The organism is Lysobacter sp. M15 (assembly GCF_022662515.1).
Classification (GTDB): Bacteria; Pseudomonadota; Gammaproteobacteria; order Xanthomonadales; family Xanthomonadaceae; genus JAKPBU01.
In genome coordinates, this window is record NZ_JAKPBV010000001.1 from 147501 (window position 1) to 160434 (window position 12934).

The 12934-nt window shown below is 68.1% G+C and carries 10 protein-coding genes; 2 read left to right on the plus strand and 8 right to left on the minus strand.

Annotated features, from left to right (window positions below):
- The first annotated feature begins 48 nt into the window (after nt 1–48).
- On the plus strand, nt 49–1464 hold the full coding sequence (locus MC380_RS00660) for a mannose-1-phosphate guanylyltransferase/mannose-6-phosphate isomerase (protein ID WP_242162435.1): 1416 nt from the start codon (nt 49–51) through the stop codon (nt 1462–1464).
- 17 nt (nt 1465–1481) lie between these two features.
- Here MC380_RS00660 and cysG read toward each other — a convergent pair whose 3' ends face one another.
- Nucleotides 1482–2939, minus strand: coding sequence for a siroheme synthase CysG (cysG, locus tag MC380_RS00665; protein WP_242104589.1), 1458 nt, complete (start codon nt 2937–2939; stop codon nt 1482–1484).
- 300 nt (nt 2940–3239) lie between these two features.
- Between cysG and MC380_RS00670 the strand changes: the two genes are divergently transcribed.
- Nucleotides 3240–4226, plus strand: coding sequence for a LysR family transcriptional regulator (locus tag MC380_RS00670; RefSeq protein ID WP_242104588.1), 987 nt, complete (start codon nt 3240–3242; stop codon nt 4224–4226).
- Between the two features lie 58 nt (nt 4227–4284).
- On the opposite strand, the gene MC380_RS00675 is transcribed toward MC380_RS00670, so the two are convergent.
- The 7 genes from MC380_RS00675 to MC380_RS00705 all read right to left on the minus strand — a co-directional run bounded on the left by MC380_RS00675 (nt 4285) and on the right by MC380_RS00705 (nt 12708).
- Nucleotides 4285–5034 carry a DUF1080 domain-containing protein gene (locus MC380_RS00675; protein ID WP_242162437.1) on the minus strand — a complete coding sequence of 250 codons (750 nt, stop codon included), beginning with the start codon at nt 5032–5034 and terminating at the stop codon, nt 4285–4287.
- Between the two features lie 35 nt (nt 5035–5069).
- Nucleotides 5070–5750 (minus strand): gluconate 2-dehydrogenase subunit 3 family protein, encoded by a 681-nt coding sequence (locus MC380_RS00680; protein ID WP_242162439.1) that lies wholly within the window; start codon nt 5748–5750, stop codon nt 5070–5072.
- Nucleotides 5750–7552 carry a GMC family oxidoreductase gene (locus MC380_RS00685; RefSeq protein WP_242104585.1) on the minus strand — a complete coding sequence of 601 codons (1803 nt, stop codon included), beginning with the start codon at nt 7550–7552 and terminating at the stop codon, nt 5750–5752. The genes MC380_RS00680 and MC380_RS00685 overlap by 1 nt, the downstream gene beginning before the upstream one ends.
- A gap of 247 nt (nt 7553–7799) precedes the next feature.
- On the minus strand, nt 7800–8540 hold the full coding sequence (locus MC380_RS00690; protein WP_242162441.1) for a phosphoadenylyl-sulfate reductase: 741 nt from the start codon (nt 8538–8540) through the stop codon (nt 7800–7802).
- 15 nt (nt 8541–8555) lie between these two features.
- Complete coding sequence (gene cysI, locus MC380_RS00695) at nt 8556–10292, minus strand: assimilatory sulfite reductase (NADPH) hemoprotein subunit (protein WP_242162443.1); 1737 nt, start codon at nt 10290–10292, stop codon at nt 8556–8558.
- A 16-nt stretch (nt 10293–10308) separates the two neighbouring features.
- Nucleotides 10309–12117: an assimilatory sulfite reductase (NADPH) flavoprotein subunit gene (locus tag MC380_RS00700; protein WP_242162445.1), complete on the minus strand. Its 1809-nt coding sequence runs from the start codon at nt 12115–12117 to the stop codon at nt 10309–10311.
- Nucleotides 12118–12417: 300 nt separating this feature from the next.
- Nucleotides 12418–12708: a GlsB/YeaQ/YmgE family stress response membrane protein gene (locus tag MC380_RS00705; protein ID WP_242162447.1), complete on the minus strand. Its 291-nt coding sequence runs from the start codon at nt 12706–12708 to the stop codon at nt 12418–12420.
- Between the last annotated feature and the right edge of the window lie 226 nt (nt 12709–12934).

The window sequence follows — 12934 nt, forward strand, 5'->3', positions numbered from 1 at the left end:
TAAAGAAATGACAGGGTAAACTGCAGCACCCGGTTTAACGAGGTGTCCATGGCGCTGCTCCAGCCTGTACTGCTTTCGGGAGGTGCCGGCACCCGGCTCTGGCCACTCTCGCGCGAGGGATATCCCAAGCAGTTCCTGCCGCTGGTCGGCGAAGACACCATGCTCCAGGCGACCTGGCGGCGTATCGCGCCGATCGCCGACCTGCCGCCGATCGTCGTCGCCAACGACGATCACCGATTCCTCGCCGCCGAACAGTTGCGCCTGGTGGGGGTCGAGCATCCGGCGATACTGCTGGAGCCGGTAGGCCGCAATACCGCACCGGCCATCGCTGCCGCTGCCCTGCAGGCGATGCGCGACGGCGCAGACCCTGTGTTGCTGGTGTTGCCGTCGGATCACGTGGTCGCCAACGAAGACGCATTTCGCGACGCGGTCAGGATTGCGATGCCGGCAGCGGATCGCGGCGCCCTGGTGACCTTCGGCATCGTGCCCAGCGCGCCGGAAACGGGCTTCGGCTACATCCAGTCCGATCACGCCCATGGCGAGGCTACGGAGCCGCGGCGCGTGCTGCGCTTCGTCGAGAAGCCCGATGCGGCCACGGCGAAGGGGTACATCGATATCGGCGGTTACTACTGGAACAGCGGCATGTTCCTGTTCCGCGCCTCACGCTATCTGGAAGAACTGGGGCGATTTCATCCGCAGATGCTCGCCGCGGTGCGCACCGCGCTGCTGGAGGGCAAACGCGACGGAGATTTCATTCGTCTCGACAAGGACGCGTTTGGCGCCTGCCCCTCGGATTCCATCGACTACGCAGTCATGGAAAAGACCGATGCGGCGATGGTCCTGCCGGTTGACATCGGCTGGAACGACGTCGGTTCCTGGTCGGCGTTGTGGGACGTGAGCGAACAGGACGGCGGCGGCAACGCGCACCACGGTGACGTGATTTCGGTGGATAGCCGCAACAACTATGCCTACGCGCGGCGCCTGGTGGCGCTGGTCGGCGTGGACGACCTGGTGGTGGTTGAAACCGACGACGCGGTCCTGGTGGCGCGCAAGGACAAGGTGCAGCAGGTCAAGGACGTGGTCGCGCAGCTCAAGGCCGGTCAGCGCAGCCAGGCGGCCCTGCACCGCGAGGTGCACCGGCCCTGGGGCAGCTACGACTCGGTCGACATGGGCGAACGCTTCCAGGTCAAGCGGATCAAGGTCAAGCCCGGCGCGCGGCTCTCGCTGCAGTCGCACACCAAACGCGCCGAGCACTGGATCGTGGTCAGCGGCACAGCCCGGGTCACGCGCGACAACGACGTGTTCGAGCTGTATGCCAACCAGTCGACCTATATCCCGATCGGGGCCAAGCACCGCCTGGAGAACCCGGGGACGGAAACGCTCGAGTTGATCGAGGTCCAGTCGGGCGACTATCTGGGCGAAGACGATATCGTCCGCTACGAGGACGTTTACGGACGGTCCTAGCGGGCGCCGCAGCGCGATCAGGCGGCAGCGGGCAGCTCCGCCACCGGGGCCAGGGGTGGCGTGCCGAACCAGTGCAGCGTCTGTGCGAAGGCTGCGACTTCGCCCACGATCAGCAGCGCTGGCGACTGCACACCGTGAGCCCGGGCGGCGGTCGCCAGCTGTGCGAGCGTGCCGGTGATCACGCGCTGCTCCGGGCGCGAGCCGTTCTCGACCAGGGCGAACGGCGTGGTGGCCTCGCGGCCGTGCGCGATCAGCCGTGCCTGCAGGGTTTCGAGCATCGCCACGCCCATGTACACGGCCAGCGTCTGCCTCTCCTGTGCCAGCGTGGCCCAATCGACGGTATCCGCAGAATCCTTGCAGTGGACGGTCACCAGCCGCACGGATTGCGCATGCTCGCGATGCGTAAGCGGAATGCCGGCATAGGCGGCGCAGGCGATCGCAGCGGTAATGCCGGGCACGACTTCATAGTCGATGCGGTGCGCGCGCAGCACTTCGAGCTCCTCGCCACCGCGTCCGAACACGAACGGATCGCCACCCTTGAGCCGTACCACCCGCCGGCCCGCCTGCGCGTGTCGGATCAGCAGGTCGTGGATCTGGGCTTGGCTGGTGTGATGATTTCCCGCCTGCTTGCCGACCTCGATGCGTTCGGCGTCCCGACGCGCCAACTGCAGCACCTGTTCGCTTACCAAGCGGTCGTGCAGGATCACGTCGGCTTCGTTCAGCACGCGCAACGCGCGCAGCGTCAGCAGGCCTGGATCGCCGGGCCCGGCGCCGACCAGGGCCACCGAGCCGCGCGCCGGAGCGGTGTCACTGGCATCGTTCATGACCTGGTCGAACGCGCGTTCGGCGGCAAACCGGTTGTCTTTGCGCAACAGGCCCTGAAGCGGGCCCGACAGCAGCCGGGCAAACACGCGTCGACGCTGGCCAAGGTCGGGCCAGCGTGCGCGGATCCGCTGGCGTCGCTCGCCCAGGAACTGCGCCAGCGCGCCCAACGAGGCGTCGAATTCGACCTCCAGGCGCTCGCGCACCAGACGCGCCAGCATCGGCACGCCGCCGCCGCTGGAGATGGCGATCTGCAGCGGCCCGCGCTCCACCCGCGCGGGTACGTGGAACCGCGAATGCTCGGCATCGTCGACCGCATTGGCCCAGATCCGGCGTGCGTCGGCGGCTTCGACCACGGCGCGGTTGGTGGCGACATCGTCGGTGGCGGCGATGACCAGCCAGGCGCCGTCGAGCAGGCCGGCATCGATCGAACCGCGTGTGAATCGGCCGACGCGCCGTGCGATGCGGCGGTCCCTTACCCACCGCCGCAGCGTGGCATCGCGCAGTTCGGTCGCGACCAGGGCGACATGGGCGCCGGCTTCCAGCAGGGCCTCGACCTTGCGCCGCGCGACCGCGCCGCCTCCCACCACCACCACGCGGCGGCCGCGCAGGTCGGCGAACAAGGGATAGAGCGGGGCAGTAGGGGCAGCCATGGTGTCGACGCTAGGTCCTCCCGCGCATGCCGGGAAATGGCGGCGAAGCCTGTCCTTATGCCGATCGGGCATGTCCAGGTCCGCGCGGCCGATGGACACCGGCGAGTGGCCACCGTTATATTTATCCCTTCATACGCATATAGCGATATGTTGAAACGGCGTTATCGGTGCCGCCCTCCGGACGGTGCATTCCCGCCATGGCGGTGCCGCGCGTCTGAGCCGATGCGACACTGCGGCGGGTGGCGGACTCCGATTGCCCTCCGAATCTCGTGAAGTGGCGTTCGCCCGGCATCTCTCCACATGACCCTGACCCAGCTGCGCTACCTCGTCGCGATCGCGGATTCCAGCCTCAACATCACGCTGGCAGCCGAACGCGTGCATGCGACCCAGCCGGGGCTGTCCAAGCAGCTCAAGCAGCTCGAGGACGAACTCGGTTTCCAGCTGTTCGTGCGCAAGGGCCGCAGCCTCGAGGCCATCGCGCCCGCCGGCGCCAAGGTGATCGAACATGCGCGCCGGATCCTGGCGGAGGCCGCCAACATCCGCAGCTACGCCGCCAACGAGCGCGGCGAGCATGTCGGCCGCCTGCTGCTGGCCACTACCCATACCCAGGCGCGCTATGTCCTGCCGCCGGTGATTGCGGCGATCAAGCGCGAATTCCCGCAGGTGAGCGTGGACCTGCAAGCCGCGGGCGATGCCGAGGTGCTGCAGAAACTCGCCCACGACGATGCCGACCTTGCCCTGATCAGCAGCGCTGGCGCGGTGCCGACCGGTGGTCTGGCGGTGCCGCTGTACCGTTGGCGGCGGGTCCTGCTGGTACCCAGCGCGCATCCGCTCGCTTCGCTGGGGCGCGCGCCGACGCTCGCCGAACTGGCGCGGCATCCGCTGATCAGCTACGAATCCTCGACCAATGCCGATTCATCCCTGCAGCGCACGTTCGCGTCCGCGGGCGTGGCGCCGCAGGTGGCGATGACCGCGCGCGACGCGAATCTGATCAAGACCTACGTGCGTGCAGGTCTCGGCGCGGGGCTGCTGGCCGAGATGGCCATCGGCAGTCGCGAGGACGCCGACCTGCGCCTGCTCCCCGCGCCCGAGGCGCTGCCCGAATGCATCACATGGGCGGTGATCCCGCGCGGCCGCGTGCTGCGCGAATACGCGCTCGCTCTACTGCACGCGCTCGCCCCGCAGATCGACCGGCGCGACCTGCGCCGGGTGCTGGAAGGCAATCTGGAAGCAGACTGGCCCACGCCGCCGACCTGGACCGAACTGTCGCAGCCGATTACGGTGTAGGTCGGGGCTAGGTCCCCGACATACCACGGCATTCGCCCGTCGGCCGCGCAGGGCCGACCTACGGCAGGGCGCGAATGCGGATGTTGCGGTAATGCACCTCGCTGTCCGGGTCGTGCGCCTGCAGCGCGATGGTGCCGCTGCCGAGCACGCGGCCGGCCATCTCGGCCGGTCGTTGCGGATCGGCCGGTTCGGTGTAGTCCGCGATCGGCTTGCCGTCGACGAACGTGGTGACGTGCTTGCCTTCCACGCGCACCGTCATTTCGAACCATTGCCGGTCGGCGGCCGGGGCCTCGAAGTTGTCTTCCACCGCGTACAGCCCGCCGGTACGCTTGGGGTCGGACTGGGTGTTGTTGACCTGCACCTCGTAGCCCTTGGCCGGCCAGCCTTCGTCCTGCCAGGCGGTGTGGAAGTACACCCCTGAGTTGGCGCCGGGGAAGGTCATCACCTCCAGTCGCAGCTCGAAGTCGCGGAAATCGTGCTGCTGCACCGGCCCGACATAAAACAGGTGCGAGCGCGGACCGCGCACGACGATGCTGCCATCGCGCACCTGGAAACTCCCCGGCTGTTCGCTTGCCCGCCAGCCATCGAGCGTCTTGCCGTCGAACAGTAGCTGCCAGCCCGCGTCGCGCTCGGCCTGCGTCAGCGTGTTGGCGGCCGGCGCGGCCGGGGTCGCGGTGGCGCAGGCGCCGAGCGCCAGACACAGCAAGGCCAGGGCGAGGTGTGCGCCGCGCGCGATGCGGCCAATGCGCGCGTCGCGACTTTGGCGCGCGTCACGCATCCATCCGAACAAGCCAGCCGTATTCTTCATGACGCCTCCCACTGTTGCGAAACTGGATCCCTTCATCAGCCCAAGCCAACACGCTTGAGGACCTCCGGCGGCGGCCCGTCGAAGCGCGGCAGCGGCGTGTTGCCGACGTATCGCAGATAGGTGCGGCCCTGGGGCGAAGTGCAGAAGCCGCCAGCGGTCAGATCGCGGTAGCGCGCGAAGAACTCGGCCGCCTGCCGGTGCTCGGCCTTCGCCTTGGGCAGATAGCGGATGTCGTCGCAGATCGCGGTCTGCTGCGCTGGCTTCAGCGCGGCGAAGCCAGCGCCGAAGCGCCGCTTCGCTTCGGCATCGATCCAGGCCAGGCCGGGCAGCACCAGAGCACGGTCGCGCCGTTGCACCGGATACGGTGCGCTGATCCACTCGTCGATGAAGTCGACCACGCCCACCTCCACCGCGCCGGGGCCGTCTTCGTCGGCGGGAAGTATCAGCGCACTGAGCGTGGTGGCAGTGGCGCGCTGCGCCTGGTCGAATGTCAGCGGCCAGGTGTCGCCGGGCTTGTAGTCTTTCAGCAGGTCCGCGTCCTTGCCGTAGCCGTCGGCGGTGACATCCGGGGGCGCGGCCCACGGATCGGCGGACGATGCCGCGCCGCCGGGCGATGCCGGCTCCGAATCACAGCCGGCCAGCGACAGCACCGGCAGGGTGGCGGCGGCGGACAGCATCCACTTGAGCGTGGTGCGGCGGTCGACGGGTGGGCTCATCACAACTCCCTTGCGCGCATGCGCTCGAGGATCCGGTCGGCGGCGCGCCAGGCCACGGCCATGATGGTCAGGGTCGGGTTCTTGTCCGCGTTGGACGGGAACACCGCGCCATCGGTGAGGTAGAGGTTGTCCACGTCCCAGGTCCGGCACCACTGGTCGGTGACGGATGTCTTGGGATCGTCGCCCATGATCGCGCCGCCGACCTCGTGGATGATGTAGCCGCCGGGCTCGATAGCCTTGGCCCCGTCGGCCTGCACCTCGCCGCGTACCTTGCCGCCCATCGCTTCGATGATCTGGGCGAAGGTCTTCTGCATGTGCGCGGCCTGGCGGGTCTCGTGCTCGGAGAACTGCCAGTGGAAGCGCAGCACCGGGATGCCCCACTTGTCGCGGACCGCGGGATCGATCTCGCAGTACGAGTGCTCGTTGGGAATCATCTCGCCGCGACCGGCAAAGCCCACGAACGAGCCGTAGTAACGGCGCATGTCCTGCTTGAAGCTGCGGCCGTAGCTGCCGCCGGTGAGCCATTCCAACCCGGCAGCGGTGCCAACGCCGGGCATGGTGCGGCCGCCGCCGAATTCGATGTGGTAGCCGCGCGCGAAGTCGAGCTTGCCCGCCGCCTGCTCCTGGTACAGCCACCACGGCACGTACATGTGCCCGCCGTCGGCGCCGTCCTCGTTGTGCGGCGGCAGGTCCTCCAGGATCGGGATCTGCCCCGACAGGCCGGCGCCCACCGTGTCCATCAGGTAGCGCCCGACCTTGCCGCTGGAATTGGCCAGCCCGTCCGGGAACGAGGGCGACTTGGAATTGAGCAGGATCCGCACCGTCTCGCAGGCGCTGGCGGCCAGCACCACCGCGCGCGCGCGGACGCGGTGCTGCTCGCCGCTGGTCTTGTCGATGAAACGCACGCCGCGCGCCTTGCCGTCGGTGCCCAGTTCCACTTCGTGCACCATCGCGTCGCAGACGATGTCCAGCCGGCCGGTGTCCAGCGCAGGCGGCAGGTGCACGGTGGTCGACTGGTAGTTGGCGCCGATCGAGCAACCGCGGCCGCAGGGCGTGGCCCAGAAGCAGGCGGCGCGGCGCTGCATGGCCTTGCGCAGGATCGCCTGCGCGTGCGCGTTGCCCGGATGCAGCTTCGCGGGAATGTTCTCCGCATCCAGCCGCTGGGTCAGCACGGCGCGATGCGCGGCCACTACCGGAATCCCCAGCTTGGCGGCGCGCTGCTGGACCAGGCGATCGCTGACCCGCGGCGCCGGCGGCGGCATCAGCACTCCCGGCGGCGAATCGGGCGTGTTTTCCAGGCCATCGCGGCTGCCGTAGACGCCGATCAGCATTTCGACTTTGTCGTAATAGGGCGCCAGGTCCTCGTACCCGAGGGGCCAGTCGAAGCCCAGCCCGTCCCGACGCCGGGGCTTGAAGTCGTACGGGCCGTTGCGGAACGACAGCCGCCCCCAGTGGTTCGTGCGCCCGCCAAGCATGCGCGCGCGGTACCACTTGAAATCGCGCCCGCGTTCATTGCTGGCCAGCGTGTACGGTTCGCCGGGCACGTCCCAGCCGCCGTCGACCGTGGCGTCGTGAAAGCCGAAGGGTTTGTCGGGCGTGCTGCTGCCGCCCAGCGGCGCCATGTCCGGAGTCTGGAACATCGGCGTTTCCTGCTCCGGCGTATAGCGGCGGCCGGCCTCCAGCATCAGCACGCGCGCGCCTTCCATGCACAGCGTATAGGCCGTCTGGCCGCCGGCGGCGCCGGAGCCCACCACAATCACGTCATAGTCGGACTTCAGCGCTGCGGCATCGAGAAAGGGCATGGCCGGCGTGGCAAAGGGCGGGGAGCAGAGTGTCTCAGGTTGCGCCACCGCGTGACAAACGCAGGCGCGCGCCCGACGCGGGCGCAGAATCGCCGAATGCGAACACGTTCCTGCCAGAAACAGGACGCCACTCACATCCCACGCAGTGCTCGTGGGAGCGGCCTTGGCCGCGAATGCTCTTGATTTTCCTGATGCCGTATGGATGGTCGGAAGCAATCGCGAGCGAGCTCGCTCCCACAGGCACCGACTATGCCGCGATGCCGGGCTCGTCGTCGAAATGCAGCCCGCATTCGCGTTTCAGGCCGAAGAAGCGGGTGTCCTCGAGCTCCATGCCCGCCTGCAACGGCCTGGTCGTGTGCACGTCGCCGATCGACACGTAGCCCTGGTCCCACAGCGGGTGGTAGGGCAGACCGTGTCGTTGCAGATAGTTCCAGACGTCACGATCGGTCCAGTCGGCGATCGGATGCAGTTTCCAGCGGCCGTCGCGCAGTTCCAGGAAGTCGATGCCGGTGCGCGTGCGGGCCTGATCGCGGCGCAGGCCGGCGATCCAGGTGCGTACGCCCAGTTCGTCGAGCGCGCGCTGCATGGGTTCCACCTTGCGCAGCCTGTTGTAGCGATCGATGCCTTCGACGCCCTTTTCCCAGAGTCGGCCCATCCGCGCCTCCATCCAGGCGGCGCCGATCTGCGGGCGGTAGACCTTGAGGTTGAGCCGCAACCGCTCGGTCATGGCATCGACGAAGCGGTAGGTTTCCGGGAACAGATAACCGGTATCGATCAGGATCACCGGGATGTCCGGCTTCTGCCGCGACACCAGGTGCAGCGATGCCGCCGCCTGTGCGCCGAAGCTGGACGAAAGCGCGTGCGATCCGGCGGTGTTCTCCAGCGCCCAGGCGACGCGTTCCTCGGCGCTGCGCATGGCGAGCCAGCGGTTCAGCTCTCGCAGGCTCTGGGCGGATTCGGCGGCGGTGATGGGGTCGGGCGGGCTCATTTCAGGACCTGATGCTCAGGCGGCAACGAGTTCGACGGGAATCGCGGGGCGCGCGTCCTTCCCGGGAATCGCGACTACGCAGGTGCGGACGAGGAAATCGCCGAAGCCTTCGCCGGCATCGCGGTCGCGTGCATAGGCTTCGAACAGTGGATCGAGCGCGGCGAGGATCTGGGTTTCGTCGATGTTCTCGCGGTACAGGGCGTTGAGCCTCTGGCCGCGGTGATCGGCGCCGAGCATTAGGTTGTAGCGGCCCGGCGCCTTGCCGACCAGGGCGATCTCGCCCAGGTACGGGCGCGAGCAGCCATTCGGGCAGCCGCTCAGGCGCAGGTGGATCGGAGCGTCGCCGATGCCGCGCGCATCGAGCAGCGCTTCGACCTTGCCCACGAAATCGGGCAGGTAACGCTCGGCCTCGGCCATGGCCAGGCCGCAGGTCGGCAGCGCCACGCAGGCCAGTGCATCGCGGCGCAGCGGCGTGGCATCGCGATAGCCAGCCAGGCCATACGTATCCACCAGCGCGTCGACCGATGCGCGCAGCGACGGTGGTATCCCGGCAACGACCAGGTTCTGGTTCGGCGTCATCCGAAATTCGGCGCGGGGATCGGGCAGCAGCAGCTCGGCAATGCGGCGCAGGCCGCTCAGATGCAGGACCTCGTCGCCGCGTCCATCGAGCTTACCGTCGATGATGCGCCCGGCCGGGATCCTCAGGGTGAGATGGAGGCGCCCGTCATGGCCTTCGACCCAGCCGAAGCGGTCGCCGTTGTGATCGAAGCCGAACGGCCGTGCCGGGGGGAGAGAGAACCCGGCACGCCGTTCGACTTCATGCTTGAACCAGTCGAGACCGCGATCATCGATGGTGTACTTCAGCCGCGCGCGTTTGCGCACATCGCGGTTGCCGAAATCGCGTTGGGTGGTGACCACCGCTTCGGCCACCGCAGTCACCTGTTCCGGGATCACGAAACCGACGACGTTGCCCAGTCGCGGATAGGTCTCCGGGTCGCCATGGCTGGCGCCCATGCCGCCACCGACGCTGACGTTGTAGCCTTGCAGCACGCCGCGATCGTCGAGGATGGCGATGAAGCCCAGGTCCTGCGCGAACACGTCCACGTCGTTGGTGGGCGGGATGGCGAAGCCGATCTTGAACTTGCGCGGCAGGTAGCGATCGCCGTAGATCGGCTCGCTTTCCTCGCCGCTGCCGGCGACGCGTTCCTCGTCCAGCCAGATTTCGTAGTAGGCGCGGGTATTGGGCAGCAGATGCCGCGACAGCGCCGCGGCCTGCGCCTGCACCTGTGCGTGCGCGGCCGAGACATGCGGGTTGGCCGCGACCGCGATATTGCGGTTGACGTCGCCGCAGGCGGCCAGCGTGTCGATCAGCGCGGCGTTGATCGCCTGCATGGTCGCCTTGAGCTCGGTCTTGATCACGCCGTGGAACTGGAACGCCTGGCGCGTGGTGATGCGCAGGCCGCGCTCGGCGTAGCCGGTGGCGATGGCGTCGAGCTTGAGCCACTGCTCGGGAGAGACCACGCCCCCGGGCGTGCGCGTGCGGATCATGAAGGCGTAGGCCGGTTCCAGCTTCGCCTGGCGCCGTGCGTCGCGCACGTCGCGGTCGTCCTGCTGGTAGCTGCCGTGGTACTTGATCAGGGTCTGGTCGTCCTCGCGCAGGCTACCGGTGACCGGATCGGCCAGCGAGTCCAGCAACGAACCGCGCAGGCGCGCGCTCTGCGCCTTGATGTCTTCGACCGAATGCGCGCTCATGGGAATGACCCGGACATCAGTACACGTCCCGCGCGTAGCGCCCCTGGCGCGACAGTTCGTCGAGATAAGCTTCGGCGGCCTCGCGGTTGCCGCCGTTGTGCGAGGCGACCGTGTCCAGCAGGGCGGTATGCACGTCCTTACCCATCGCAATGGCGCCGCACACGTACAGATGCGCGCCGTTCTGCAGCCAGTCGTACAGATCGCGCGCGCGTTCGGCGATGCGATGCTGCACGTAGGTCTTGGGTGCGCGGTCGCGCGAGAAGGCGAGGTCGATGCGATCGAGCGCGCCTTCCTTCAGCGCCCGCTGCCATTCCAGCTGGTACAGGAAATCGCTGCGGAAATGCGGGTTTCCGAAGAACAACCAGTTGCGGCCGGGCGCACCTATCGTCTGGCGTTCCTGGACGAATGCGCGGAACGGGGCCACGCCCGTGCCGGGGCCGATCATGATCACGTCGCGCGATGGGTCGCCGGGCAGACGGAAGCGCTCGTTGGCCTCGATATACAGCGGCAGCGCATCGCCTTCATCGCGCGTGGCGAGGAAATGCGAGGCGACGCCCCAGCGCGGGTCGCCATCGCGCAGATAGTCCACGTGGGCCACGGTGAGGTGCACTTCTTCGCCGACGGCCTTCTGGCTGGAGGCGATCGAGTACAGCCGCGGCTGCAGCGGTCGCAGCTGCGCCACCAGGTCTTCGGCTGTCCATGCGCCCGGATGCTGGCGCAGCAGGTCGATCACCTGGCGCTCGCCCAGCCATTCGCCCAGCGCCGGATTGCCGGGAACGAGCAGCTCGCGCAGTCCCGCCGCCCCGGAGCGTTCGGCATGCGCGGCGATGAAGGGGCGCGAGAGTCTCGTCAGTTCGCGATGCGTGCCCAGCCATTGGTGCAGGGGCAGGGTCATTTCCCGGTGCTGCACCGGCGTGTCGCCATCCAAGCCGAGGGCGTCGATCACCGCCTCTACCAGGGGCGGGGCATTGCGCGGCCAGACGCCCAGCGCATCGCCCGGTTCGTAATGCAGGCCCGATCCGGCCAGCGCCAGTTCGATGTGGCGCACATCCTTGCCGCTGTCGTGCGCGGTGATGCGCTGGTTGGCGAGCACTTCGGCCTGGAAGGGTTGCTCGCGCGAATGCACCGTCGCCGCCGGGGTGACCGCGGGCGGACGCAGCGGGGTGACGGTCGCGGTGGGCTTGATCGATTCCCGAGCCTTCGCCAGCGCCTGCGCGCGCCAGGGGTCGGCGACCGTGCCGATGTCCAGATCGGCGTCGGCGCGCGGCAGCAGGCGGGTGGCGCCCAGTTCGGCCAGGCGCGCGTCGAGTCGTTCGCCCACGGCACAGAACTTCGGATAGCTCGAATCGCCCAGCCCGAGGACCGCGTAGCGCAGCTGCTCCAGGCGCGGCGCGCGCTTTCCGCCCAGATGATCGAACAGCTCGCGCGCGTCCTCCGGCGGGTCGCCGTCCCCCTGGGTGCTGATCACCAGGTACAGATGGCGCTCGTTCTTGAGCTCGCGCAGCGGATAGGCATCTGCGCGCAACAGCCGCACTGCGATGCCGGCGGCTTCCGCTTCGGCGGCGAGCTGTTCGGCAACCCGCTTGGCGTTTCCGGTCTGGCTGCCGTAGACGATGCTCAGCGTGTGCGTCGTCGCAACCGTTTCGGCGGGGTGCGCCGCGATCCGGGAGCCTGGCGCGATGCGCCCGCGTGCGATCCCGGCCGCATAACCGGACAGCCAGGCCAGACCGGTTCCGTCGAGTTCGTCGGCGATCTCGTGCACACGTGCCAGCTGGCCTTCGGTCAGAGGCAGGGCGGCAGCGGGACTGGACGCGCGGGCGGACATGGGCAACCGGCGAGTGGGGGGAACTCCAGCCTAGGCAGACCCGTGCCCAGGCGGAAAGGACGCATGGTTATGCGCTCATGCCTTTTGCGTGTTGTCTCTGGCGCGAGTCATCCTGTCTGCCAGGAACGCAAGCGCGGTACATGCCCGCTGCGAAGCGCCTCTAGGCGTATCCGAGGAGCACGATTGGGGCCTCAGTGCACGCGATGGCCGTGGGGTCGATTGCCTGGGCCTGACCTTGGCCGACACCGGACGCAGGAAAGTCGCAGCTCTCCGCCTTCCTCTAGTGGGATTCCGTGATCGTCAGCGGCGGGCCACGTCGCGCGTCGGCCGCTTGCGCCGGAACAGGGCCACGACGATCAGGACCACGATCGCGCCGAGCAGTGCGCCGACAAAGCCCGCTGGCTGTCCGGGCGAGTACCAGCCCATTTTCTGTCCGGCCCAGCCCGCAAGGAGCGCGCCCGCGATGCCGACCAGCGTGGTCATGATGATTCCCATGCCGTCGTCGCCTGGCTTCAGGAACCGGGCGAGCAGCCCCACGACGAAACCGATCAGGATGATGACAAGCCAGTTGCTGCTGCCGAACAGTTCCATGCCGCCCTCCGCTGGAAAGTTGCGATGAGCTTAGCGCAGTGGCTTCGTGCGAGGACGGAGCTTGAAGAGCACGGCCGCACAGCGGATCGCAGGCGAAGAATTGCTGGACAGGCGTGCGTGCGCAGGGGGTCCGCCGCCCAGCTTCTCAGCTGATTTAACAATTAATTAACTTCACGAAATCGCCGATCCGCAACACTTCGATGGCGCAATACCCGGATCACGGAAG